This is a genomic window from Oceanimonas doudoroffii (genome assembly GCF_002242685.1).
Lineage (GTDB): Bacteria > Pseudomonadota > Gammaproteobacteria > Enterobacterales > Aeromonadaceae > Oceanimonas > Oceanimonas doudoroffii.
This window is the reverse complement of sequence record NZ_NBIM01000008.1, coordinates 93,652-118,127: the sequence shown is the minus strand read 5'-3', so window position 1 is coordinate 118,127 and position 24,476 is coordinate 93,652. Positions and strand designations below refer to the sequence as shown.

At 62.5% G+C, this 24,476-nt stretch carries 18 protein-coding genes and 4 tRNA genes; 8 read left to right on the top strand and 14 right to left on the bottom strand.

Going from position 1 to position 24,476, the window contains the following annotated elements:
• Positions 1 to 23 precede the first annotated feature (23 nt).
• Genes miaA through B6S08_RS16405 form a run of 5 tightly spaced genes read right to left on the bottom strand, consistent with a single transcriptional unit; the run spans position 24 to position 6,014 of the window.
• The gene (miaA, locus tag B6S08_RS16425) at positions 24 to 968 is read right to left on the bottom strand and encodes a tRNA (adenosine(37)-N6)-dimethylallyltransferase MiaA (RefSeq protein ID WP_094201885.1); all 945 of its coding nucleotides are present in this window, start codon (positions 966 to 968) and stop codon (positions 24 to 26) included.
• Entirely contained in the window at positions 958 to 2,751 is a 1,794-nt protein-coding gene (mutL, locus tag B6S08_RS16420; protein WP_094201884.1) for a DNA mismatch repair endonuclease MutL, read from the bottom strand. The genes miaA and mutL overlap by 11 nt, the downstream gene beginning before the upstream one ends.
• A gap of 2 nt (positions 2,752 to 2,753) precedes the next feature.
• Complete coding sequence (locus B6S08_RS16415) at positions 2,754 to 4,070, bottom strand: N-acetylmuramoyl-L-alanine amidase (protein WP_094201883.1); 1,317 nt, start codon at positions 4,068 to 4,070, stop codon at positions 2,754 to 2,756.
• Positions 4,067 to 4,534, bottom strand: coding sequence for a tRNA (adenosine(37)-N6)-threonylcarbamoyltransferase complex ATPase subunit type 1 TsaE (gene tsaE / locus B6S08_RS16410; RefSeq protein ID WP_094201882.1), 468 nt, complete (start codon positions 4,532 to 4,534; stop codon positions 4,067 to 4,069). The genes B6S08_RS16415 and tsaE overlap by 4 nt, the downstream gene beginning before the upstream one ends.
• Entirely contained in the window at positions 4,497 to 6,014 is a 1,518-nt protein-coding gene (locus tag B6S08_RS16405; protein ID WP_094201881.1) for an NAD(P)H-hydrate dehydratase, read from the bottom strand. The genes tsaE and B6S08_RS16405 overlap by 38 nt, the downstream gene beginning before the upstream one ends.
• Between B6S08_RS16405 and queG the strand changes: the two genes are divergently transcribed.
• Together queG and B6S08_RS16395 are read left to right on the top strand one after the other, a co-directional pair.
• Positions 6,013 to 7,140: a tRNA epoxyqueuosine(34) reductase QueG gene (gene queG / locus B6S08_RS16400; protein ID WP_094201880.1), complete on the top strand. Its 1,128-nt coding sequence runs from the start codon at positions 6,013 to 6,015 to the stop codon at positions 7,138 to 7,140. The genes B6S08_RS16405 and queG overlap by 2 nt on opposite strands.
• Positions 7,141 to 7,262: 122 nt before the next feature.
• Positions 7,263 to 7,724 carry an Lrp/AsnC family transcriptional regulator gene (locus B6S08_RS16395; protein WP_094201879.1) on the top strand — a complete coding sequence of 154 codons (462 nt, stop codon included), beginning with the start codon at positions 7,263 to 7,265 and terminating at the stop codon, positions 7,722 to 7,724.
• 65 nt (positions 7,725 to 7,789) lie between these two features.
• Here B6S08_RS16395 and putA read toward each other — a convergent pair whose 3' ends face one another.
• From putA to orn, 6 genes are all read right to left on the bottom strand, one after another.
• Entirely contained in the window at positions 7,790 to 11,407 is a 3,618-nt protein-coding gene (putA, locus tag B6S08_RS16390) for a bifunctional proline dehydrogenase/L-glutamate gamma-semialdehyde dehydrogenase PutA (RefSeq protein ID WP_094201878.1), read from the bottom strand.
• A gap of 384 nt (positions 11,408 to 11,791) precedes the next feature.
• A tRNA-Gly gene (locus B6S08_RS16385) sits at positions 11,792 to 11,867 on the bottom strand.
• A gap of 52 nt (positions 11,868 to 11,919) precedes the next feature.
• Positions 11,920 to 11,995: transfer RNA gene (locus tag B6S08_RS16380), tRNA-Gly, on the bottom strand.
• 52 nt (positions 11,996 to 12,047) lie between these two features.
• A tRNA-Gly gene (locus tag B6S08_RS16375) sits at positions 12,048 to 12,123 on the bottom strand.
• Between the two features lie 45 nt (positions 12,124 to 12,168).
• A tRNA-Gly gene (locus B6S08_RS16370) sits at positions 12,169 to 12,244 on the bottom strand.
• Between the two features lie 165 nt (positions 12,245 to 12,409).
• The gene (orn, locus tag B6S08_RS16365; protein ID WP_094201877.1) at positions 12,410 to 12,955 is read right to left on the bottom strand and encodes an oligoribonuclease; all 546 of its coding nucleotides are present in this window, start codon (positions 12,953 to 12,955) and stop codon (positions 12,410 to 12,412) included.
• An 89-nt stretch (positions 12,956 to 13,044) separates the two neighbouring features.
• Between orn and rsgA the strand changes: the two genes are divergently transcribed.
• From rsgA to B6S08_RS16340, 5 genes are all read left to right on the top strand, one after another.
• The gene (gene rsgA, locus B6S08_RS16360) at positions 13,045 to 14,079 is read left to right on the top strand and encodes a small ribosomal subunit biogenesis GTPase RsgA (protein ID WP_094201876.1); all 1,035 of its coding nucleotides are present in this window, start codon (positions 13,045 to 13,047) and stop codon (positions 14,077 to 14,079) included.
• Positions 14,080 to 14,094: 15 nt separating this feature from the next.
• Positions 14,095 to 14,952, top strand: a complete 858-nt coding sequence (asd, locus tag B6S08_RS16355; RefSeq protein ID WP_094201875.1) for an archaetidylserine decarboxylase — start codon at positions 14,095 to 14,097, stop codon at positions 14,950 to 14,952.
• Positions 14,953 to 14,982: 30 nt separating this feature from the next.
• On the top strand, positions 14,983 to 18,294 hold the full coding sequence (mscM, locus tag B6S08_RS16350) for a miniconductance mechanosensitive channel MscM (protein ID WP_094201874.1): 3,312 nt from the start codon (positions 14,983 to 14,985) through the stop codon (positions 18,292 to 18,294).
• Positions 18,291 to 19,181 carry a LysR substrate-binding domain-containing protein gene (locus B6S08_RS16345; RefSeq protein WP_094201873.1) on the top strand — a complete coding sequence of 297 codons (891 nt, stop codon included), beginning with the start codon at positions 18,291 to 18,293 and terminating at the stop codon, positions 19,179 to 19,181. Before mscM ends, B6S08_RS16345 begins: the two co-directional genes overlap by 4 nt.
• Positions 19,182 to 19,248: 67 nt before the next feature.
• Positions 19,249 to 19,773, top strand: a complete 525-nt coding sequence (locus B6S08_RS16340; RefSeq protein ID WP_094201872.1) for a DUF4136 domain-containing protein — start codon at positions 19,249 to 19,251, stop codon at positions 19,771 to 19,773.
• 74 nt (positions 19,774 to 19,847) lie between these two features.
• Here the strand turns inward: B6S08_RS16340 and epmA are convergent, their stop codons facing one another.
• From epmA to B6S08_RS16325, 3 genes are all read right to left on the bottom strand, one after another.
• On the bottom strand, positions 19,848 to 20,822 hold the full coding sequence (epmA, locus tag B6S08_RS16335) for an elongation factor P--(R)-beta-lysine ligase (RefSeq protein WP_094201871.1): 975 nt from the start codon (positions 20,820 to 20,822) through the stop codon (positions 19,848 to 19,850).
• Between the two features lie 39 nt (positions 20,823 to 20,861).
• The gene (locus B6S08_RS16330) at positions 20,862 to 21,278 is read right to left on the bottom strand and encodes a VOC family protein (protein ID WP_094201870.1); all 417 of its coding nucleotides are present in this window, start codon (positions 21,276 to 21,278) and stop codon (positions 20,862 to 20,864) included.
• An 83-nt stretch (positions 21,279 to 21,361) separates the two neighbouring features.
• Positions 21,362 to 22,345, bottom strand: a complete 984-nt coding sequence (locus tag B6S08_RS16325; protein WP_169716423.1) for a helix-turn-helix transcriptional regulator — start codon at positions 22,343 to 22,345, stop codon at positions 21,362 to 21,364.
• Positions 22,346 to 22,462: 117 nt separating this feature from the next.
• Between B6S08_RS16325 and B6S08_RS16320 the strand changes: the two genes are divergently transcribed.
• Complete coding sequence (locus tag B6S08_RS16320; RefSeq protein ID WP_094201868.1) at positions 22,463 to 24,472, top strand: TonB-dependent siderophore receptor; 2,010 nt, start codon at positions 22,463 to 22,465, stop codon at positions 24,470 to 24,472.
• Positions 24,473 to 24,476 lie beyond the last annotated feature (4 nt).

The window sequence follows — 24,476 nt, the reverse complement described above, 5'->3', positions numbered from 1 at the left end:
TCTTTTGTAATAGTGAAAAGTTATTATTGTTTTGTTTGATTATGAGCCCGCCGGACTCGTTCGACCAGTTGCCGGCAGACGTCCTTGTCGTCTGTGTCCAGCCAGGTCAGCTCGGGCCAGCCGCGCAGCCAGGTTAGCTGCCGCTTGGCCAGCTGGCGGGTAGCGGCCATGCCCCGTTCGACCATTTCATCATAGCCGACAACGCCGCTCAGGTAATCCCACATTTGCCGGTAGCCCACGCAGCGAATGGAGGGCAGGCCGGCATGCAGATCGCCGCGCTCATACAGGGCCCGCACCTCATGTTCAAATCCCTGCTCCAGCATCAGCCGAAAGCGCTCGTTAATGCGCCGGTGCAGCTCGGCCCGTTCGGCGGGTGCGATGGCAAACTGTAACACTTTGTAAGGCAAGGGATCACCCTTGCACTCGGTCAATTCTGTGAGCGTTTTACCGGAAATGCGAAAAACCTCCAGTGCCCGGGACAGCCGCTGGGGATCGTTGGGATGAATGCGCGCCGCCGACACCGGGTCAATGCGCGCCAGCTCCTGATGCAGGGCCTCCCAGCCTCGCTCGGCGGCCTCACGCTCGATGCCGGTGCGCACATCGGGGTCGGCCGCCGGCAAGGGCGACAGGCCTTCCAGCAGGGCCTTGAAATAGAGCATGGTGCCCCCTACCAGCAGCGGAATACGGCCGGCCTGGGTGACTTCCGTCATGGCAGCCAGCGCATCCCGGCGAAAGTCGGCGGCAGAATAGGCCTCGGCCGGATCGATAAGATCGATCAGCCGGTGTGGCGTGGCCACCAGCTCCTCGGCGGTGGGCTTGGCGGTGCCGATGTTCATGCCTTTATACACCAGTGCCGAATCGACGCTGATAATGTCGCAGGGCAGCTGACGGCACAACTCCATCGCCAGACCGGTCTTGCCCGAGGCGGTCGGCCCCATCAGAAAAATCGCCAGGGGCTCAGTCCCCATTTATCCACCTGTTCAGTTGCTGTTCCATCTCTACCGGACGCAGAAAATCCGGCAGGGTTTCATTCAGTTCGGGAGCCAGCCGTTGCCACAGCGCCGTGGCCCGACTCCAGCTCCACTCCTCGTTCGGCACCGCCTGTTGCGTCAGCCACTGACACAAGGCCTCGGGACGGCGCGCCTGCTCCTGCTCCAGTCGCGCCAGCAGCTCGGGAAAAAGCCGGGCCAGATCGGCGTGACGCAGGGGCTGAGGCACCCGGGTGAGAATAATGGTGTCACCGGAACCGGTTTTCAACTCGATGCCCAGCTTTTGCAGCAGCGCCTCATGCCGTTGCAGCGCTCCCTGCCGGGCCGCCGGCAGCGCCAGCCGAATCGGCAGCAGCAGGGGTTGGGGCGTCAGCCCCTGCTGCCAGGCCGCCAGCAGCGCCCTGCCATCAAGCCAGGCCTGTGCCTGGTTGAGTTCGCACAGCCACAGCCGTTCCCGATACAGCACCACCAGAAAGCGCTGCCGCTCCAGCAGCAACGGCCCCCCGGAAGGTGCCTCGCCGACCGGTATCGTGGTTGGCGCCGGGGCCGGCCTGACATTCTCGGCTCTCGGCAGCGTGGTCATCAGGCCATCTAGCCCCTGCCACTGCCCGCGGCTGATGCCGCCGTCACGGGCAGGCTCCGGGCGCTGACCGTAACCATGACCGGCGGGCGCATAACGGGGAGATGACGTCGGTGCCGGCGGATCATAGCGTTCGGCCTCGTAGCCGGCGTCCGGCTCGGCGGCCGAGGCCGGAGCTGCCACGGGCGCCTCGGCCAGGGCCTGATGCAGCACCTGATAGATAAAGTCGTGTACCAGCCGGGCCTGGTGAAAGCGCACCTCATGCTTGGCAGGATGCACATTGACGTCCACTTCTCGAGCATCCAGCTCCAGATAAAGCACAAAGGCACCATGCCCTTCCGCCGGCAGCCGTTCTCCATAGGCCTGGCGCACCGCGTGGTTAAGCAGCTTGTCGCGCATCATGCGGCCATTGACATAGGTATATTGCAAATCCGGTTGGGCCCGGGCCGCCGAGGGCGGCGCCAGCCAGCCCCACAGCCGCAGGCCATGGTGCTCGCTGTCGAACTTCAGCGCCGAGGCCACAAAGGCCGGGCCGCACACCGCCGCCAGCCGCTTGTCCTGCTGGGACGGCAGCCGCCCGGCCCGGTACTGCCGCACCGGCTTGCCGTTGTGGCGCAAGATGAGGTCCACATCAAAACGGCTGAGGGCGATGCGCCTGAGCACCTCGTCGATATGACCAAACTCGGTCTTCTCGGTACGCATAAAACGCCGCCGGGCCGGGGTGTTGAAGAACAGATCGCTCACCTCCACCGTGGTACCCACCGGGTGCGATGCCGGTTGCAGTTGCACCACCATATCCCGGCCCTCGGCCACCGCCTGCCAGCCCTGCTCCTGCTCCGCGGTGCGGGCGCTGAGCACCAGCCGGGACACCGAGCTGATGGAGGCCAGTGCCTCACCGCGAAAGCCCAGGCTGAGAATAGCTTCCAGATCCGCCAGGCTGCTGACCTTGGAGGTGGCGTGACGGGACAGCGCCAGGGTCAGCTCGTCCCGAGGAATGCCGCCGCCGTTGTCACGAATGCGAATCAGCTTGGCGCCGCCCTTTTCAATGTCCACCTCAATGCGGGTGGCGCCGGCGTCCAGGCTGTTTTCCACCAGCTCCTTAACCACAGAAGCGGGTCGCTCCACCACTTCGCCGGCGGCAATCTGGTTGGCCAGCCGGGCCGGCAGTATTTGTATGGCCATGGTCAGCTACCCGGAATGTTGAGCACCTGGCCCACCCGCACCACGTCCGAACTCAGATCGTTGTGGCCCTTGATGCGACTGACCGACACGCCGTAGCGACGGGCGATCACCGACAGGCTTTCGCCACTTCTCACCGTGTGCCGAACGGCGGCACCGGGGGCGGCCCGCGCCGCCATCATGGTGCCGTTGGGCGGGTTTTGCCGGTAATAGGACTTGACGCCGTTAAACACCGCCCGGGCTATCTTCTGCTGGTGATCGGCGCTGAGCAGCAGGCGCTCCTCGTGCGGGTTGGAGATAAAGCCCGCCTCGATCAGCAGCGAGGGAATGTCCGGTGACTTCAGTACCGCCAGGCTGGCGTGCTCGGGCTTGCGCTTGTGCAGCCGCACCACCTTGGCCATTTCCGACAAAATGTGTTCGCTGATGGCGTAACTGTCGGCCCGGGACCTGTCCATGGACAAGTCGAGGAAGGTGCGGGTGAGATAGGGATTGCCGTCGGTCTGGGAAATCACCTCGCCCACGCCGCCCAGCAATTCCGACTGCTGCTCCTGCTTTTCCAGCCAGCCGGCCATTTCCCGGTTGGCCCGATTGGACGACAGCAACCATACCGAGGCGCCGCGCGGCCCCTGGTTAGCCACGCTGTCGGCATGAATCGACAGCAGCAGGTCGGCCTTGGCCTTACGGGCAATTTCCGAGCGCTTGTTGAGGTTGACATAATAATCGCCGCTGCGGGTCAGCACGGCGCGCATGCCCGGCTCCTGGTTGATGAGTTCTGCCAGCCGGCGGGAAATGGCCAGGGTCACGTGCTTTTCCCGATTTTTCTTCGGGCCGATGGCCCCCGGGTCCTCACCACCGTGGCCGGCATCCACCGCGATCACCAGCTCACGCAGCCCCGCCGGCGCCAGCTTGCGGGCCGGCTGTTGCGGCTTGCGGCTCTGATCCTGGTAGGGCAGGTCAATCACCAGGCGGTGACCATAGTCCCCCGCCGGCGCAAGGGGAAACACCACCGGCTTGGCCGCGGCCTTGAGTTCAAACACCAGCCGGTAGCTGCCCGGCTGCGGCGGCTTGCTCTCGCGAATACGGGTAACCAGCTCGCCGCTGTTCTTGATGGCGGAAAAATTGACCCGCCCCTGGGTCTGGGCCAGATCCACCACCAGCCGGTCCGGCCCGTTCAGCAGAAAGTAATCGAAGCGGGGCGAGGCCTGCATGTCGAGCACAATGCGGGTATTGTCGGGCGAGGGCCAGATGCGAATGCCCTGCAACTGGTTGGCCCAGGCCGTGGTGGTACACAGCAGACACATCAATGCCAGCAGGGTTCTCATGCTTGCACCGCCTTCAGCAGTTGCCGGCCGGTCGCGGAGTAGGCCTGCAGCATCACTCGGCGGGCCTCGCCATGGTAGCTCAGGGTAATGTCCAGATCCGGGGCCGGCAGCATGCCGGCTCCCCGCTCCGGCCACTCCACCAGGCACAGGCTGTTGTCGGTGAAATAATCCCGAATGCCCATGTATTCCAGCTCTTCCGGATCCGCCAGGCGGTAGAGGTCAAAGTGATAAATGGCGCGCTCACCACACTGATAGGGCTCCACCAGGGTATAGGTGGGACTTTTGACCTTGCCCTGATGACCAAGTGCCTGGACCACACCCCGGCTGAAGGTGGTTTTACCCGCCCCCAGCTCACCATGCAAAAAAACGACACAGGCGCCGTCACAAGCCCGGGCCAGGGTTGCGCCCAGTGCCAGGGTTGCTTGTTCATCGGCCAGTGTCAGCGTCAGGCTTGTTGTTGTCATGTTCTTCCGTCTGATTGATAAGGCGTCTAATAGGTGTAAGCAAGTCCGATGCCAGCATGCCGACCATGCCGGACGCGGCGGCCAGGTCGCCGGCCCGGGCGTGCAAGCATACGCCAAGCCGGGCCGCGGCCTCGGGCTCTATGCCCTGGGCCAGAAAAGCGCCGATTATACCAGATAACAAATCCCCCATGCCTCCCGATGCCATGCCCGGATTGCCATGGGGACAAAGGGCCAGGCCGTGTTCGCCGGCAACCAGGGTGCCGGCCCCTTTCAGGACCACCACGGCACCGGTTTGTTCCCGCAATTGCCGCACCGCGCCGAGCCTGTCGCTTTCCACTTCGGCGGCGGTGCAGTCCAGCAGGGCCGCAGCCTCTCCCGCATGGGGCGTAATCACGACCCGAGCCGGCGCCCGGCCTGCCAGCAAATGCAGGGCATCGGCGTCGATCACCATGGGCCGGCCGGCATGCAGGGCGGCGGTCAACAGCGCCCGGCTCCAGTCATTCCGGCCCAGCCCGGGCCCCAGCACCAGGGCATCGGCCCAGGACCACTGGTCAAAACCGGGAAAACTGGCGGTCATCAACTCGGGACGGGTCAGGTTGAGCAACTGCACATGGCTGGCGTGACTGACCAGCCGCACCAGGCCGCTACCACAGCGCAACGCCGCCTCACCCGCCAGCCGAATGGCACCACTCATGCCTTCATTACCGCCCGCCACCAGCAGCCGGCCGGCCTCTCCCTTGTGGGCCCCCTGTCGGCGCCGAGGCAGATGCTCACGCTCGGAGTTCCAGTGCAGCAACTGCAAGGTTGGCGCCTGCCTCAATCGGTGCTGAATGCCCAGATCCGCCAGCCACAACCGGCCGCACACGTCCGGCCCGCGTCCGGTCAGCAACCCGGGCTTGAGTCCGACAAAGCTGAGGGTGGCATCGGCCGCCACCGCCTCGGCGGGAATGCAACCGCTGCCGGCACACAGCCCGGAAGGCAAATCCACCGCCAGCACCGGCACACCCAGCCGGTTGATGGCGGCAATGTGCTGCCTGGCCGGCTCCCGCGGTGCGCCGCTCAGGCCGGTGCCGAGCAGGGCGTCGATGACCAGATCCGGCTCGCCCTGCAGTGCCCCCAGGGTTTCGATGGCGCCGCCGTCGGCCCGGTAGTGATCCCGGGCGATGGCGGCATCGCCGTTTAGCGCCTCGGCATCGCCCATCTGCACCAGCTGCACCCGAAGGCCGGCGGCCCGGGCCAGCCGGGCCAGCACATAGCCGTCGCCGCCGTTGTTGCCACCGCCGCAAAATACCCACCAGTGCCGAGCCCCAGGCCATTGCCGGCGGGCCAGTTCAAAGGCCGCCAGACCGGCCCGGGACATCAACTCAAACAAGGTCATGCCCATGGCCGCGGCGGCCTGCCGTTCCCCCTGCTTGATCTGCTCCGGCAGCCAGATCCCTTGTGTTAGAATATGGGGCTTTTCCAGACCGGTAATGCTCATGACCACTCCCGATTTTGCTGCGTTGGCTCACGATATCAAGCTCTGGGCGGCAGAGCTAGGCTTTGACCAGGCCGGCATTACCGGTACCGATCTGTCCGAACACGAGTCGCAGCTGGCGGACTGGCTGGCAAAAGGCTATCACGGCGAAATGGACTACATGGCCCGCCACGGCATGATGCGGGCCCGCCCCCATGAACTGCTGCCGGGTACCCTGCGGGTCATTTCGGTGCGCATGAACTATATGCCCGAACACGCGGCCATCGCCCATGTGCTGAGCGACCCGGACAAAGGCTACATCAGCCGTTATGCGCTGGGGCGGGACTATCACAAGGTGCTGCGCAACCGGCTGAAGAAGCTGGCGGACAAAATCGCCGAGCGGGCCGAGAAGCTGGTCGCCCGCCCCTTTGTGGACTCGGCGCCGGTGCTGGAACGACCGCTGGCGGTGAACGCCGGCCTGGGCTGGACCGGCAAGCATTCCCTGGTGCTCAACAAGGAGCAGGGCTCGTTCTTTTTCCTCGGTGAGCTGTTGGTCAACCTGCCGCTGCCGGTGGACCAGCCGGTGGCAGAAGGCTGTGGCAACTGCGTGGCCTGTCTCACCATCTGCCCGACCCAGGCCATTGTTGAACCCTATGTGGTGGACGCCCGCCGCTGCATTTCCTACCTCACCATAGAGCTGGACGGCCCCATTCCGGAAGAATTTCGTCCGCTGATGGGCAATCGCATTTACGGCTGCGACGACTGCCAGCTGATCTGTCCCTGGAACCGCTTTGCCAATGCCAGCCAGGAGCCGGACTTTGCCCCACGGGAGCGGCTGCATGCACCGCAATTGCTGGAGCTGTTTGACTGGAGCGAGACACACTTTCTGAGCATGACCGAGGGCAGCCCCATTCGCCGTATCGGTCACCGCCGCTGGCTGCGCAATATCGCCGTGGCCCTGGGCAACGCCCCCGCCAGCCCCATGGTGGTGTTTGCCCTGGAGCAAAAACGTGACCAGGTGGATGACATGGTGCGGGAGCATATCGACTGGGCCCTGGCCCGGCAGGCAGACAAGCTGGCCCGCCAGGATCGCAAGACTGCCCGGTTGATTCGCGCCGTGGATAAGGGCATGCCCACCCATGCGCGCTAAGCACAAAGGCACACTCAAGCCTGAAGCAAAAGGACAGTTTTACCAAAAATAAAACGCTTGTAGACTTATGAGGCACACTTGATGTGCCAGACTATTCATAAATTCTACAGGTGAGGCTAACCATGGGACATCTGGACAGGGCCGATCAGCAGATCATCAAGGAACTTCAGGAAAATGCCCGCATGACGCTGACCGAGCTGGCATCACGGGTAGGATTGTCAAAAACCCCCTGCCAGCTGAGAATGCGCAAGCTGGAAGAACAGGGATACATCAAGGGTTATACCGCCCTGGTGGATCAGAGCAAGCTCGGCATGAGCCATATCGCCTTTGTGCAGATCACCCTGAGCGATACCAGCAGCAAGGCCCTCTCGGCCTTTAACAAGGCGGCCCTCAAGATCACCGAAGTGGAGCAGTGCCACATGATCGCCGGGGGCTTTGACTACCTGCTGAAGGTGCGTACCAAGGACATGGCATCCTACCGCATGGTGCTGGGAGAGAAGATCTCCGCCCTTCCCCATGTGCTGCAGACCAGCACCTTTGTGGTGATGGAAAACGTGCGGGATATCGGCCCCGTCGGCATCTAAACCGGCCGAGGCCAGGTAACGCCACGGCCGTGACCCGTTGAACCGGGTCACGGCCGTTTTGCTTGTTACTCCGAGGTCGCGATCAGGCTGGCGTTGCCGCCGGCGGCGGTGGTATCAACGCAGAGGTGACGCTCAAGCACGAAGCGCTCGGGCAACGACTGCTCGGTGATCAACGGCAACAGGGCCCCGTCACGTCGGGCCAGGGCCACACGGTACTGACGCAGGGTGTCGCTATCGGCGCCACTGGTCACCGCCTCAAACCCGGTGAGGGTCTCGAGCGCTTCGGGCCGCAACAGGCCGTCCAGGCCGATGGCCGGAATGCCCGCGGCCACCGCGCCTTCCAGCGCGGCCTGAGCCCCCGGGGCCACCACCACCACGGCGTTGCCCTGAGACAGGGCGGTGCCGGCCTGAGTCATGGCCGAGGCCAAATCCGGCCCCAGGCAGAGGATGGTGCCACGGGCAAAACAGCGCAGCCGGTTCAGCTCACCGGTCGGGCCCGGCATCTCTTCCGCATGGGCATCCAGGGCCGCGGGCACACTGCCAAACAGGGTTGCCAGCCGCTCGGCCCGGTTCTGGGAGCGCGCCCAGTCCTTGCCATCCAGCTGCACAATGGCCGCCTGCACCTGGGCCGCGGTAACCGCCGCCGCTTGTGCCGGTTGCACACCGGTGCCGTTCGCACTGGCCATAAAGCGGCGCACATACTGGGGACCACCCGCCTTGGGACCGGTGCCCGAGAGACCTTCACCGCCAAAGGGCTGGGAGCCGACGATGGCACCAATCTGGTTGCGGTTGACATAGATATTACCAACCTTGATCCGGCTGGTGATGCGCTCCACCCGCTTGTCGACCCGCGTGTGCAGGCCAAAGGTCAGGCCAAAGCCCTGGGCATTGATTTGATCCACCACGCGATCGAGCTCATGGGCCTCAAAGGTCGCTACATGCAGTACCGGGCCAAAGATTTCTTCTTCCAGCTCGTGAATGCCTTCCAGCTTGATCACGGTCGGCGCCACAAACAGGCCTTCGGCGGGTACCGGCAGCTGCTTGAGCACCCGCCCCATGCGCGCGAACTTCTCGCAGTGCGCCTCAATGCCACGCTTGGCGTTGTCGTCGATGACCGGTCCCACATCGGTGGCAAGGTGCCAGGGATTGCCCAGGCGCAGCTCGTCCATGGCGCCAAACAGCATGGCCAGCAGGTGATCGGCGATGTCCTTCTGCACATAGAGCATGCGCAGGGCAGAGCAGCGTTGGCCGGCACTCTGGAAAGAGGATGCCAGTACGTCGCGCACCACCTGCTCTGGCAGGGCGGTGGAGTCCACGATCATGGCGTTCAGGCCGCCGGTCTCCGCCACCAGGGGCGCATTCGGCTTCATCGACTCGGCCATCACCTTGTTGATGCGCTGGGCAGTGGCGGTGGAGCCGGTAAAGCAGACACCGTCGATGCGCGGATCCGAGGTCAGCGCCGCACCCACCGTGCTGCCGCTGCCGGGCAGCAGCTGAATGGCCTCGCGAGGAATGCCGGCCTGATGCATCAGCTCGACCGCCCGAGTGGCGATCAGCGCGGTCTGGCCCGCGGGCTTGGCGATTACCGCATTGCCGGCCGCCAGGCCCGCCAGCACCTGCCCGGCAAAGATGGCCAGGGGAAAGTTCCAGGGCGAGATACAGGCGATTACGCCACGGCCGGTGCCGAAGTCCTGATTGCGCTCGGCTTCGTTCGGATAGTAACGGGCGAAGTCCACGGCCTCGCGAATTTCCGCCACCGCATCCGCCATGGTCTTGCCCGCTTCCCGGGTGGCCAGGGCAAACAGCTCGGGGGCGTGCTCTTCAAACAGATCCGCCACCTTGCAAATGCGCGCGCTGCGCTCAGCCACCGGCAGGGCGGACCAGATTTCCACGCCGCTGCGAGCGGCGGCGATGGCGGTTTCAATGTCGTCGGCATTGGCCTGTACCAGCTTTCCGACCACATCACTCGGCACCGCCGGGTTGCGGACGTCTTCGATTTCGGTACTGGTCACCGCCCCGGCAATCACCGGACCGCCCTGCCACTGATGCTCTCTGAAAGCACCACGGGCCGCATCGATCTCCGCCATTTCCACCGGGTTGGTGATATCCCAGCCCTTGGCATTGCGACGGCCAGTACCGTAAAGATCGGCGGGGCGCGCAATGATCTTGCTTGATACCTCGTTCCCCATGGCCGCCACCGTATCAAAGGGATCCCGAGCAATGTCTTCGGGCCGAATGCGGGTATCGACGATCTGGTTGACGAAGGAGCTGTTGGCGCCGTTTTCCAGCAGGCGACGCACCAGGTAGGCCAGCAGATCCTGGTGTGCACCCACGGGCGCGTAAATGCGGCAGCGGGTGCCCTGGCTGGTCAGCACGGCGTCGTGCAGGGACTCGCCCATGCCGTGCAGGCGCTGAAATTCAAAACAGTCCTTGTCCTGGGCCAGCTCAAGAATGGCCGACACCGAGTGAGCGTTGTGGGTCGCGAACTGCGGGTAGATGCGATCGGTCATGCCCAGCAGCTTTTTGGCACAGGCCATGTAGGACAGATCGCTGTTGACCTTGCGGGTGAACACCGGAAAGCCTTCCAGACCCATCACCTGGGCGCGCTTGATTTCCGCATCCCAGTAGGCACCTTTAACCAGACGCACCATGATGCGGCGATCCAGCTTCTCGGACAGGGCGTACAGCCAGTCGAGCACGGGGGCGGCGCGCTTGCTGAAGGCCTGCACCACAATGCCGAAACCATCCCAGCCCGCCAGGGTTGAATCGGACAGCACGGCCTCGATCACGTCCAGGGACAGATCCAGCCGATCCGCCTCTTCCGCATCGATGTTAAAGCCCATGTTGGCGGCCTTGGCCTGCTGTGCCAGCACCAGGGTGCGGGGCACCAGCTCCTGCATCACCCGCGCTTTCTGGCCGAATTCGTAACGGGCATGCAGGGCCGACAGCTTCACCGAAATGCCGGGGTTCTTGCGAATGTCCTGATGCTTGCAGTGCGGCGCCAGGGAAGCAATGGCGGAAGAATAGGCCTTGTGGTAGCGCAGGGCGTCGGCATCGGTACGGGCCGCTTCACCCAGCATGTCGTAGGAATAGGTATAGCCACGGGCTTCGTATTTCTGGGCGCGCTTGAGCGCCTCTTCGATGTTGCGGCCCAGCACGAACTGGCGGCCCATCTCTTTCATGGCCTGGCCTACGGCGGTGCGTACTACCGGCTCGCCCAGACGCTTGACCATGCCCCGCAGGGTGGAGGACAGGCCCTGACGGTCAACCGGTGACAACAGCTTGCCGGTGATCAACAGTGCCCAGGTGGAACTGTTGATCAACGAGGAACTGGAGCGGCCGCGATGCTCGCCCCAGTTGCCGGAAGAAATCTTGTCTTCGATCAGTTCATCAATGGTGCTTCTGTCCGGTACCCGCAGCAGTGCCTCGGCCAGGCACATCAGGGCCACGCCTTCCTTGGTGGTCAGGCCGTACTGGGCCAGAAACTTTTCCATCATGGTCGGGGTGGAGCCGGCCCGCACCTGACGTACCAGCTCGGCGGCCCGGGCGGAGATCCGCTGCCGCACATCGGCGGAAATGGCCGCTCCGGAGGCCAGCGCCCCAATCACCTTGGCTTCATCCGCCAGGTAATGACTCCGAACCTGCTCCCGGCAAGTCACCAGCGACAGTGAATGATCTTTCATCCGACCTTACTCCCTCGGTATGTGAGTACAATGTTGTTACATCATGCTAACCGAAAGAAGAAGTGCATTTTTCCTATACATTCAAACACTGCAACCCAAATGAACTTTTTAAAAGGCCTTATTTTTTCTTTTTTACCATCAAAAAGTTTAAAAGTGGTCATTTATACCAAAGCAAAAAAATGAGACTCTAAAGAAGCCAAACTGACAACAAGCGACCTGCCAGCATAACAATAAAACAACCGAACAAAGCTCGACGGCGCTTGAACAGAAAAGACCAGCTCAACGAAGAGAAGGTACGGCCACGTGGAGGCATGGCGGGACCGAACGAACCAATACGCCGATTCCGAAAAGCAAAAAACCGACCCTGAGGTCGGTTTTTTAATTTGGAGCGGGAAACGAGATTCGAACTCGCGACCCCAACCTTGGCAAGGTTGTGCTCTACCAGCTGAGCTATTCCCGCAGATTTTGACTTGCTTTTAAAACATCGGCCTGGTGACCCATGCTTTTCAATTTGGAGCGGGAAACGAGATTCGAACTCGCGACCCCAACCTTGGCAAGGTTGTGCTCTACCAGCTGAGCTATTCCCGCAGATTTTTACTTGCTTTTAAAACACCGGCCTGGTGGCCCATGCTTTTTAATTTGGAGCGGGAAACGAGATTCGAACTCGCGACCCCAACCTTGGCAAGGTTGTGCTCTACCAGCTGAGCTATTCCCGCAAAACTTTCTGGATACCGTTCTGGTGAAACGCCATCGTTGTAATTTGGAGCGGGAAACGAGATTCGAACTCGCGACCCCAACCTTGGCAAGGTTGTGCTCTACCAGCTGAGCTATTCCCGCGCTGACCGTAATCAATCCAACGTAACCAGTGGCTTGCTTCGCATTTCCTCTTGGCTACGGGAGGCGAATTATAAGCACGCCCCGATCGAATGCAAGCCTTTTTTTGACGGTGATTATCAACTGCCGAAAATGTCGCCAAACGCTCAAAAAGCGTCTTGCCGTGGATTAAATGGTGAACACATGCTGGCGATAGAACTGCAGCTCGGCAATGGACTCGCGAATATCGTCCAGCGCCTGATGGCTGCCCTTCTTGGTGAACTGTTCCAGCAGCGTCGGCTGCCAGCGGCGCACCAACTCCTTGATGGTGCTCACATCCACATTACGGTAATGAAAGAAGGCCTCCAGCTCCGGCATGTGCCGCACCAGAAAACGCCGGTCCTGACCGATGGAATTACCACACAGGGGCGAGCTGCCTTCCGGCACCCACTGACGTAAAAACGCCAGGGTCTGCGCCACCGCCTCGGCTTCGGTGATGGTGCTGGCCTTTACCCGATCCACCAGACCGGAGCCGGTATGGGTGCGCACGTTCCAGTCGTCCATCTTGCCAAGCTCGGCCGCCGTCTGGTGAATGGCCAGCACCGGCCCTTCCGCCAGAATATTGAGCTCCTTGTCGGTAACGATGCTGGCAATTTCGATGATGCGGTGTTCGTCGGGCTCCAGACCGGTCATCTCCAGATCGATCCACACCAGATTTTCTGCACTTTGGCTCATGGGTTGCTTTCCTGCGGCTTGGCAAATAAGGACAAGGTTGAACGGGAAAGTGTATCATAGCCGGCAGTGAAAACAGGTTCGAGGACAGCGTGACCAAGAAGAAACGCCTGAGCAAAGGCCAGAAACGCCGCGTAAGCGATAACCACAGCCGCCGGCTGAAAAAACAGCAGGCCGAGGTGATAGACGACACCCTGTTGGGCGCCCCCGAGGAAGGGGTGGTAATCAGCCGCTTTGGTCAGCACGCGGACATTGAAGACGGCGAGGGCCGCGTGCATCGCTGTAACCTGCGCCGCACCATTGGCTCCCTGGTCACCGGCGACCGTGTGGTCTGGCGCCCGGGCACCGATGCCCTGCAGGGCATCAGTGGCGTGGTGGAGGCCGTGCACCCCCGTGCCACCGTGCTTACCCGCCCCGACTATTACGACGGCATCAAGCCGGTGGCCGCCAATATCGATCAAATTGTGGTGGTCTCCGCGGTATTGCCCGAGTTGAGCTGCCACATTATCGACCGCTACCTGGTGGCCGCCGAGGACGTGGAAATGCCCCCCATGCTGGTGCTGAACAAGGTGGATCTGCTGAGCGACGAGCAGCGCCGTGACGCCGAACGCGATTTGCAGCGCTACCGGGACATTGGCTACCGGGTGCTGTTGGTCAGCTGCGACACCGGCGAAGGCCTGGATGAACTGCAACAGGCACTGAGCAGCCACACCAGCATCTTTGTGGGCCAGTCCGGGGTGGGCAAGTCATCTCTGGTCAACGCCATCATGCCCGATGTCGAGGCCCAGACCGGCGCCGTGTCCGACAACTCGGGCCTGGGTCAGCACACCACCACCACCGCCCGGCTGTATCATTTTGCCACCGGCGGCTCGTTGATCGACTCCCCCGGCATTCGCGAATTTTCCCTCTGGCACCTGGCCCCCGAGCGGGTGGCCTGGTGTTTTCGCGAGTTTCGCGACTACCTGGGCGGCTGCCGCTTTCGCGACTGCAAGCACGGCACCGATCCGGGCTGCCTGCTGCAGGAAGCCGCCGCCGACGGCCGCATTCACCCTGAGCGGCTCGACAGCTACCACCGCATTATGGACGCCATGGCCGACAAGCCCGGCCGTCATCATCCCAACTCCTGACCGTGTGAATTCAGAATGAAAGATCATTTCAAGATTTTGCTGCAATACTCGTTGCCCAAGCATTTGCTGTCCCGTCTGGTGGGCAAGCTCGCCGCCGCGGAGGCCGGTGCCCTGACCCAGTGGCTGATTAAACACTTTATTCGCCGCTACCGTGTGGACATGAGTGAAGCCGCCCATTCAAACCCGGACCACTATAAAAGCTTCAACGCCTTTTTTACCCGCCCGTTAAAGGACGGTGTGCGCCCCCTGGTGGAAGGCGACGATGTGCTGGCCATGCCGGTGGACGGCGCCATCAGCCAGCTCGCCCCCATTGAGCAGGGCCGCATCATTCAGGCCAAGGGCCACGACTACAGTGCTCGCGCCCTGCTGGGAGGCGACAAGGCCCTGGCCGCGCCCTTTCTCGGCGGCGACTTCGCCACCATCTATCTGGCACCGCGGGACTATCACCGCATTCACATGCCCCTGGACGGCGTGCTCAGAACCATGGTGTATGTGCCCGGCGAGCTGTTTTCGGTCAACCCGCTTACCGCTTCACGGGTGCCCGAACTGTTTGCCCGCAACGAGCGGGTAGTCTGCATTTTTGACACTCAGGCCGGCCCCATGGCCATGGTGCTGGTGGGCGCCACTATCGTCGCCAGCATCGAAACCGTCTGGGCCGGCACCGTGACCCCGCCGCCGGGCAAGCGGGTACAACGCTGGGACTACGACGCCGATACCGCCCCGCGCCTGGCCAAGGGCGAGGAAATGGGCCGGTTCAAGCTGGGCAGCACCGTTGTGTGCCTGTTTGGCCCCGACCGGGTGACCCTGAGCGAGGCACTCATTCCGGGAACGCCCACTCGCATGGGTACCGAATTTGGCCGCCTGGTGAACTGACCCGAACAAGCCTGACTGAGAGACGCCGCCGTGTTTGCCCCCATTTTGCTGTTTTTCATGCTGTTGTTGCTGCCGGCCCCGGTGCCGGCGGATCAGAGCGTGGCCGATATCGAGGCCCTGCTGAAAGAAATTCCCGAGGGCGACAAACCCGAGCTGCAGAAACTGCGTGACAGCTACAACCAGGCGCTGCAGCTGGTGCGCGAGGGAGAGCGCTACCGCCAGCAGACCGAGAGCCTGCGCCAGTTCATGGAGAAATATCCGGCCGAACTGAAAAAGCTGGAGCAACAAAAGGCGGCGATCAAGGGCACCTCCACCGAAAGCATTCCTCTGCTCGACGGCCCGGATCTGGAGCAGGCGCTGGTGGACGCCCAGGCCCGGCGGCTGGAGCTTAGGCGCCAGCGGGAAGAGCTGACCAATACCCTCAACCTGCAGGAGCTCAGCAACAGTGGCCTGCTCAATCAGCTCGACGAACTGCGCCAGCAACTGCGCCAGACCCAGCAGGGGCTGGATGAACTGCAATTTACCGAGAATCAGAGCCGGCAGCAGAACGCCAACCGCATTCTGGCCATGGTGCGGGAGCAGACCCTGCAGCGGCGCATTCAGATGCTGGAGCTGGAACAACTGTCATCGGGCAACCGGGACAACCTCAACAAGCTTCGGCTGGAGATACTGCAAAACCGGCTGACCGATCTCGACCAGTACATAGACGCCCTGCAAAACCGGCAGAATGAACTGCGCCGGGCCACCACGGAGGCGGCCATTGCCGAGAGTGAGCGGCTGCTCGACGAGGTGGAAACCGACTCGCCACTGCTGACCCGGGAGCAGGAGCGCAACCAGCAGCTGTCGGCCCAGCTGGTGGAACGCAGCCGTACCATAGAGTCGCTGCAACTGGAAAACCAGGCGGTGGAAGGCAGCGTGGGGGAGCTCACCACCCTCAAGAACAACCTCAAGGAGCAACTGGAGTGGCTGCAGGTCAGCCGCGGATTTGGGGAAAACCTGCGCAACCGCCTGAGCGAGCTGCCGTCCCCCTATCCCCTGCCCCAGCTTGAAGCCCGCATCGTACAGAGCCGGGTGGACAAGTTCGGTTACCAGGAAGCCCTCGATGACATTCACAACAGCAGCTACCGCAACCGCCTGCTGACCCTGGAGCAGGATCTGAGCGAAGAGCAGCAACTGCTGCTCGACGAGCTGCTTACCACTCGAGCCCGGCTGCTTGAGCGGCTGCTGGCGGCCACCGACAACCAGATCCACGAGCAGACCCGGCTCAAGGTGGCCTACAGCCGACAAAACGGCCAGCTGGAGGAAATTCGTGCGCTAAGCGACGAACGGCTGTTCTGGTTGCCGGATCTGCGCCCCGTCGGCAGCGGCTTTCCCGCCGCCATGATGGAAACCCTGAACTGGCTGACCCGCGGCGCCACCTGGACCGCACTGCCCAGGGCGTTACAGCAACAGGGCGGCGCCAGTCTCACCCTGTACGGCATCAGTACCCTGGTGGTGCTCTACCTCTGGCTGCTGAGCCGGCGCAGCCTGCGCGACTACCTGGAGCGCATCGGTCCGCGCATCGGCAACGTCACTCAGGACAAATACGGCTATACCTTTAACACCCTGCTGCTGAGCCTGCTCACCGCCCTGCCGGTGCCGGCGCTGCTGTCGCTGCTGTCTCATGCCATCGACTCGCCCCTGGCCTCGCCCATCGTCGTGTCCCTGGCGGCGGCGCTCAGAGAGCTGATGCTGCCGGTGTTTATTTTGCTGCTGGTGGGCAACCTCACCCTGCCCAAGGGGCTGCTGGTGATGCACTTCAACCTGCCCGCCGAGCAGGTGCGCCGGGTCTGGCGCCAGTTCCGCACCCTGATGCTGAGCCTGCTGCCCATGCTGCTGCTGCTTTATACCGCCCGGGAATTCCGCGAGTTCTCCCTTTACGAAACCCTGGGCCGGCTCGCCTTTATGTACACCTGCCTGCTGATGAGCCTGTTTTCCTGGCGGCTCTATCGCCAGGACATGCCGCTGCTGGTGTCTACCCCGCGTCAGGAACACCTGACCCTGGCCAACCACCTGCTGTGGGGCCTGCTGATCACGTCTCCGCTGCTGGCCCTGGCCGCCGCCGCCATGGGCTATCTGTTTACCGCCCATACCCTGCTGCGCCAGCTGGAATTTTCGGTGCTGGCGGGTCTCGGCTTTGTCATGGCCTACCTGTCTGTGCGCCGCTGGATGCTGCTGCAACGTCGCCGCCTGGCCTTTGACCGGGCCAAGGCCAGGCGCGCCGAAATCCTGGCCCAGCGCAAGGAGAAGGAACGGGAAGAGCCCCATGAAACGCCCCCCAGCCCGGAAGCCGAAGCCGCCGCCGTGGCCGAGGTGGACCTCGATACCATCAGCGCCCAGTCGCTGGGACTGCTGCGCTCGGCGCTGATGCTGGGCTATTTGCTGTGCCTGATGTTGCTGTGGTCGGAGATCAACACCGCCTTCAGCTTTCTCGACAGCATCGAGGTGTGGCATGTGTCCAGCAGCCTGGCCGGGGAAGACACCCTGGTACCGATCTCGCTCAAGGATCTGGTGATCGCCGTCTTTCTGGTGGTGTTGACCCTGGTCACCGCCCGCAACCTGCCGGGACTGATGGAGCTGAGCGTACTGCAGCACCTGGAGCTGTCGCCCGGCACCGGCTTTGCCATTACCACCATCTCGAAATACCTGGTGCTGATGGTGGGAGCCTTCGCCACCTTTGCCATGCTCGGCATCGACTGGTCCAAGCTGCAATGGCTGGTGGCGGCGCTATCGGTGGGCCTGGGTTTTGGCCTGCAGGAGATCTTCGCCAACTTCGTGTCGGGCCTGATCATTCTGTTTGAAAAGCCCATTCGCATCGGTGACACCGTCACCATTCGCGATCTCACCGGCACCATCTCCAAGATCAAGACCCGGGCCACCACCATAGTGGACTGGGATCGGCGGGAGATCATCGTGCCCAACAAGGCCTTTATCACCGAGCAGTTCGTCAACTGGTCGCTGTCGGACGCCATTACTCGGGTCAAACTCTATGTGCGGGTACGGCTGGATGCCGACACCGAGCTGGTGCAGCGGCTGACCAGGGAAGCCATTGCCGAATGCAGCCTGATCCTCGACAACCCGGTGCCCGAAGTGTTCCTGATCGAGCTGACCGACTCGGCGCTGGTGTATGAGGTGCGGGTCTACGTGAACGACATGGGCCACCGCATGCCCATGACCCACGAGCTGCACAGCCTGTTGCTGGAACGGCTGCGTCGCCACGACATTCGCATTCCCCACCAGCAAGTGGACATTCGCCTGGTGGGCGACGATGCCGAAGCCCTGTTCCCGGCCCGCCCGTCATGAGTTTTACCCTCAAGCAGCTGCGGCTGTTTGTGGCGGTGGCAGAAAACGGCAGCCTGAGCCGGGCCGCCGACCAGCTGGCGATGACCCAGTCGGCGGCCACCATGGCGCTGCGGGAGCTGGAACGCCAGCTCAATCACCCGCTGTTTGACCGCCTGGGCCGGGGCCTCAGGCTGAACGCCTGGGGCCTGTGGCTGCTCCCCAGGGCCCAGAAAATGCTGGCCGAAGGCAGCCTGATCGAGCGCGGCTTTCGCGGTCAGAGTCCGATCGCCGGCCGGCTTCGACTGGGAGCCAGCCGCACCATTGCCGATCACCACATTCCGGCACTGATTGAATACGGCTCCCGCCGTTATCCCCAGCTGGATATTGCCCTGGCGGTGGACAACACCCACAGCCTGCTGCAGCGGCTGTATCAGGGCAGCCTGGAAATGGCGCTGATTGAAGCCCACGCCCAGGAAAAGTGGCTGAAGCTGGAGCCCTGGTGCCGGGACGAGCTGGTGATCGTCTGCCGCCCCGATCATCCCCTGGCCCGCCAGCCCCGGGTCAGCCTGGAACAGCTGGCCGGCTGCGAGTGGGTGTTGCGTGAATCCGGATCCGGCACCCGCAACACCTTTGAACGCGCCCTGCAGGGCCGGCTGGGGCCTTTGCGCATTCGTCAGGAATACCCTCACCTGCCCACCATTCTGTGCCTGCTGCACCACCGTCCCTGGCTGAGTTGCCTGTCCCGGCTGAGCGTGGCCGGGGAGCTGGCCCAGGGCAGGCTGGTGGCGCTGCCGGTGCCCGAGCTGGCGCTGCAGCGGTTCTTTTATTTTGCCTGGCACAAGGACAGGGGCGACCACCCTTCCCGCATGGCCCTGCTTGAACTGGCCCGAGAGCTGGTGCCCGAGTGACCCCCTTGCTTGCCGCGCGCTTTTGACCAACACTTAACTGTTGGCCCTAGAAAAACCGGAGGCTGCCATGCTGCGTATATTCACCCTGGTGTTACTGCTGAGCGGCTGCGCCGCGCCCTATGACTACGCGGAAGACACCGACTTCAGCCGCTTTACCACGGTGGCACTGGCCCCCACCGCTGATAAAAGCTCTCTCGACGGCGCCCGCATTGCCGAGGCCGCCGTCGACGCCCTGCCCGCTCGCGGCCTGACGCTCACCGAGCCGGAGCAGGCCTCGCTGTGGCTGAATTTCGGACTGAGTGAAGAGGTGCGCTGGTACAGCGCCGCGCCGCGCATGCTACGCCCGGCGCGCTATTCGGGCCACTACTGGCCCGGCTATCACTACTGGGATGACTGGGACGAGCCTCGGGCCCGGCCGCAACGCCTGATCCGATTGGTGCTGTGGCTGGAGAACCCGTCCACCGGAAAAATGGTCTGGCGCAGCCGCCATGGCGGCAGCTTTCCTGGCGAAAGTACCAAGGGAGCCGAGCGCAGCCGGATCATCGAACAACAGGTAACCGAGCTGCTGGATAACTATCCGCCCCGGCCGTGAGCGGGGACGGGGCAGAGGCGAGGAGAATGGTCCGATAGGCCCCCTCTCCTCACGGCAGCCTGTGCTGCCTTATCTCAGGCCCGAGTGACCGGAAAGGCGATAACCTGCTCCAGCCGCTCGGCCTTAAGCACCAGCATGATCAGCCGGTCGATGCCCAGCGCCACCCCGGCACAGTCGGGCAGGCCCGCGGCCAGCGCCGCCAGCAGGTATTCATCCACCGGCTTTTCCGCCAGCCCCCTCGCCCGGCGCAGGGCATTGTCCTGATCAAAGCGGGCCCGCTGCTCGGCGGCATCGCTGAGTTCGTGAAAGCCATTGGCCAGCTCAATACCGCGAAAATACACCTCAAACCGCTCGGCCACGCGGCCATCGGCGGGGCTGATCCGGGCCAGGGCCGCCTGGCTGGCGGGAAAGTCATACACGAAGCAGGGCACGATCTGGCCGATCACCGGCTCCACCCCAAAGGCAAACAACAGCTGCAGCAGGGTGTCCCTGTCCTGTTCAACGACCAGCAGATCATCGGCTCCCAGGCCCTGGCCGGCGGCACGCAACTCGCTCAGAGAAGCGGTCAGCGGGCAGACGCCCAGGGTCTGCTCAAAGGCGGTACGATAGCTCAGCCGTTCGGGTTCGTCGCAACCCAGCACCCGTCGCAGCAGTTCGGCCATTTCGTCCATCAGCCGGTGATGGTCAAAGCCCGGGCGATACCATTCCAGCATGGTGAACTCGGGGTTGTGCAGCCGCCCCGACTCCTCGTTGCGGTAAGCCTTGCAAATCTGGTAGATGGGTCCGCTGCCGGCGGCCAGCAGCCGCTTCATGTGAAATTCCGGTGAGGTCTGCAGATAGAGATTCTGGCCTTCGGCCATGCCGGGGCCGGTAAAGCGGGTAACGAAGTTTTCCAGGTGCACATCGGTCACCCCGGCCGCCGCCAGGGTGGGGGTATCCACTTCCAGCACGCCGCGCGCGGCAAAGAAGTCACGAATACGCGCCAGCAGCTCGGCACGCCGGCGCAACATGGAAAATTCAGCGGTGGGAGACCAGGATGACGTCATCATGAAAGGGCACTCGGCAAAAAACGCCGAGTGTACTTTGAATCAGTCCCGGCTGGCAGCCCTGCTGTCGCCTTTCAGTTCGATCTGGTTGCCTTCCGGATCGAACAGGTAGATCGACGGCCCTTCACCCTGGGCACCGTAGCGCAGTGCCGGCGGCTCACAAATCACTCCCGACAGGCTGAAGTAATTGAGCAGGGCATCGGGATCAAAGGGATCGATGCGCAGGCAAAAGTGATCCATATTGGCCCGGCACTGATCGGCGGCCTCGCCATCGCCCCCCAGGGGGCCGCGAATATCCACCAGATCGATCAGCTGATCCCCGGCCCTCAGCTGGTAGAGGCCGATTTCCCCCTTTTCACGTTCCAGGCAACAACCCAGCACCCTGCAATAGAAATCCAGCATGCGCTGGGGATTGCGCACCCGCAGCACCAGATGATCCAGCCCAAGCACCCTGAACATGACGTCGCTCCATTCAACGGTTTGGCCAATAATGGCGTAAATTTGACCGAAACTAAAGCCTTTGGTTCCTGGCTGCAACGAACTCATCGCTCGCCACACAGGGCATGGGGAGACATGCCAAAGGCACGTCGAAAGGCGGCGGTAAAATTGGACGGATGCTGATATCCCGATTCGTAGGCCGCCTCGGTAATGGTGACCAGCCCCCGTTCCAGTTGCTGTCGGGCAATTTCCAACCGTCGGCGCCGTATATAGCCGCCGACGGTCAGGTTGAAGTTTTGCTTGAACTGCCGCTGCAGGCTCGACACACTCATGGAGAAGTCCGCCGCCAGCCGCGCCAAAGTCAGCTCTTCATGCAGGTGGCTTTCAATAAAGGTGACCAGCCGCTCAATGCGCCCATCTGTGGTCCTGTTCTGGCCGGCTTCCGCCTCCTCGGTCGCCTCCTCGGCCGGTCGGGCAACCTGGTCAAAGATCATACCCGCCAACCCGTGCACCAGGGTTTCAAAACGCAGCTTCTCCGCCAGGGTTTGCGGATGGGACAGTGCCAGAATGGCCCTGACATGACCGAGCATGTCGGCACTGACCTGCAGATGGCGGCACGCCAGGTGGCGGTTGGCAAAATCCGCAACCGGACAGCCCGGCGTGATCCGCCGGCGCAGCCAGGCCGGCGCCACAATCAGATTCAACTTGCAAACCCGGGTGCCCGGCGTAAAGCGCCGGCGAAAGGCGGCTGGCCTGACCATGTTGGCCACCACCCCCACGGCTCCCTGCGCCGCGTTCAGGCTAAACTCCAGCCCGTCATACCCAAAATCGAGCCGCCCTTCCAGTAACAGGGTCGCCACCAGGGCGCCGGGCACCGACGCCACGACCTGGGAGTTATCCAGCTCCAGGCTGGTGCCGCCGTGCACTCGAATGTCATCGTGAAAGCGGTAGGAAATAAAATCCCCTTCCGCCAACGGTATTTGCCGGTTCGATTCCAGCACCATCACCAGATCCTTGTCAGGCAGCGCCAGCTTGCGCGTCAACAGGGCTTTTCTGGTTCTTGTTCCGATATCTGACTGCCCTTCCATGCTGACCATTTCCAATAAGCGATATGTGGTTTTGCATAAGCCGATGTGCTTCGGCCCGCCGGCCAAAGAGATTACTATACCTGATAACCATTACCATTTGCATTTGAGGTTTATTGCATGCATTCATTCCATGCCCTTCCCTTCAGACCGGCCCTGCTCGGAGTGGCCATTAGTGCCGTCCTGGCCGGGCCGGCCGCGGCCGAAGAAACCACCTCCTATTTCGACGAAGTGCTGGTCTGGGGCACCGAGGTAACCAGTAATACCGACACCCTGCACGCACGGGACATGTCCCTGAAGCAGGCGGATCACATGTCGGATCTGCTGCGCGACATTCCCGGCGTGGACGTGGGTGGCACTCACTCGGTCAATCAACGTATCAATATTCGTGGCCTGGGAGAGACGGATCTGGACATACGCCTGGATGGCGCTTCCCAGCACGCCAACATGTTTCACCATGTGGGCAACCTGACCCTGAACCCGGACATTTTGAAATCCGCCAATATTCAGGTGGGCAACAATTCGGTCACCCAGAGCGGCCTGGGCGGCGCGGTTTATTCTGAAACCAAGGACGCCGGGGATCTGCTGCGTCCGGACGAGCGCTTTGGTGCCCGCGCCTTTACCGGTTATCAGAGCAACGACAGCCGCCAGGGCTCGCTCACCCTCTATGGCCAGCTTACCGACAGCGTGGACGCCATGGTGTACGGCCACGGCATCAGCCGCGGCAATTTCAAGGACGGCGATGGCAACACCACCATAGGGGCCGATGGCGATACCTATAACGTGCTGACCAAGGTGGGCGTGGAGCCGGCCGAGGGCCATCGTTTCGAGCTGAGCTACGATCTGTACCGCGACAGTGGCGATTACTCTCCCCGAGCCGACATGGGTGGCAGCGCCAACCAGGCCCTGTCGGCACAGGTTCTGGTGCCCACCGACTACAACCGCGACACCATTACCCTGGGTTACGAGCTGGACGGGGACAATCATGATGGCAAGGTCACTCTCTACACCAGCCGCACCGAGCTGGTGCGCGACGAAAGCGTCTTTATCGGTAGTGGCGTAGGATGGCCGGGTGACCGGTTATCGGAAAACAAGGCGGAAAACCGCAACACCGGCGTGAATGTGCTGCTGAGCTCCAACCTGCGGTTGCTGAGGCTGGATAACCAGTTGAACTATGGCTTGGAGTACCTGCACAAAAACACCGAAAGCCACTACGGCGGCGTGCAGTTCATGGACGAGTCCGCCGACTCCCGCGCCGTGTTTGCGGAGAACACCCTGTTTATTACCGACACCCTGTCGCTGACCGGGGGCCTGCGTCATGACGACTATCGCCGCAAGGCCACCACCGGCACCCATGACTTTGACGACGTCACCTGGTCACTGGGGGCCGAATGGCAGGTCACACCCGACTGGACACTGTTTGCCAATGCCCGCTCCCTGTTCAAGGGCCCCGAACTGCTGGAAAGTTTCGTCAAATATCAGGACGTGACCGTGCTGGCCGATGACCTTCGCCCGGAAACCGGTCTCAACACTCAAGGCGGAGTACGCTTTGCCAGGCACCTGGGCGAACATCGACTGGGCGCCACCGCCACCCTGTTCCGCACCGAAATCGACGACTACATCGGCACCAACTGGCAAGGCAGTGGCTATGTCATGGAAAACATCGCCGATGTGGAAATCGACGGCTTTGAGCTGAGTGCCAGTTACGGCTTTGGCAACTTTAACGGCAAGCTTTCCTACGCCCGTTCCGACACCACCGACAAGGCCACCGGCGGCCCGGTTGCCGCCGACAACGGGCGCAGCATGGACGTAGGCGACAGCCTGGCCCTGAGCCTGGACTACCAGGCCGAGCGGCTGGAAACCATCTTTGGCCTGACCTCCATTCTGGTACGGGATGAGGACAATGTGTTTGCCGGAACCCCGATCAAGGAAGGCTACGACGTGCACAATATTTATGCCCAGTGGGTGCCCTCGGCGGTGGACGGCCTGTCGCTGACGGTTGGCATCGACAACCTGTTTGATGAAACCTATACCTCCCACGCCTCTCGCTCCGGCACCGCCCGGGGAGCCGTGCTGAATGATTTTGAACCGGGCCGTAACGTCAAGATTTCCGCCGCCTACCAGTTCTGACCGG

Excerpts from the sequence above, each read along its gene's own strand:
- B6S08_RS16415 (WP_094201883.1), bottom strand. The coding sequence starts at position 4,070 with ATGAGAACCCTGCTGGCATTGATGTGTCTGCTGTGTACCACCACGGCC.
- B6S08_RS16330 (WP_094201870.1), bottom strand. The coding sequence starts at position 21,278 with ATGTTCAGGGTGCTTGGGCTGGATCATCTGGTGCTGCGGGTGCGCAAT.
- queG (WP_094201880.1), top strand. The coding sequence starts at position 6,013 with ATGACCACTCCCGATTTTGCTGCGTTGGCTCACGATATCAAGCTCTGG.
- tsaE (WP_094201882.1), bottom strand. The coding sequence starts at position 4,534 with ATGACAACAACAAGCCTGACGCTGACACTGGCCGATGAACAAGCAACC.
- asd (WP_094201875.1), top strand. The coding sequence starts at position 14,095 with ATGAAAGATCATTTCAAGATTTTGCTGCAATACTCGTTGCCCAAGCAT.
- orn (WP_094201877.1), bottom strand. The coding sequence starts at position 12,955 with ATGAGCCAAAGTGCAGAAAATCTGGTGTGGATCGATCTGGAGATGACC.
- B6S08_RS16345 (WP_094201873.1), top strand. The coding sequence starts at position 18,291 with ATGAGTTTTACCCTCAAGCAGCTGCGGCTGTTTGTGGCGGTGGCAGAA.
- mutL (WP_094201884.1), bottom strand. The coding sequence starts at position 2,751 with ATGGCCATACAAATACTGCCGGCCCGGCTGGCCAACCAGATTGCCGCC.
- putA (WP_094201878.1), bottom strand. The coding sequence starts at position 11,407 with ATGAAAGATCATTCACTGTCGCTGGTGACTTGCCGGGAGCAGGTTCGG.
- B6S08_RS16325 (WP_169716423.1), bottom strand. The coding sequence starts at position 22,345 with ATGGAAGGGCAGTCAGATATCGGAACAAGAACCAGAAAAGCCCTGTTG.
- B6S08_RS16395 (WP_094201879.1), top strand. The coding sequence starts at position 7,263 with ATGGGACATCTGGACAGGGCCGATCAGCAGATCATCAAGGAACTTCAG.
- miaA (WP_094201885.1), bottom strand. The coding sequence starts at position 968 with ATGGGGACTGAGCCCCTGGCGATTTTTCTGATGGGGCCGACCGCCTCG.
- B6S08_RS16405 (WP_094201881.1), bottom strand. The coding sequence starts at position 6,014 with ATGAGCATTACCGGTCTGGAAAAGCCCCATATTCTAACACAAGGGATC.
- B6S08_RS16320 (WP_094201868.1), top strand. The coding sequence starts at position 22,463 with ATGCATTCATTCCATGCCCTTCCCTTCAGACCGGCCCTGCTCGGAGTG.
- epmA (WP_094201871.1), bottom strand. The coding sequence starts at position 20,822 with ATGATGACGTCATCCTGGTCTCCCACCGCTGAATTTTCCATGTTGCGC.
- B6S08_RS16340 (WP_094201872.1), top strand. The coding sequence starts at position 19,249 with ATGCTGCGTATATTCACCCTGGTGTTACTGCTGAGCGGCTGCGCCGCG.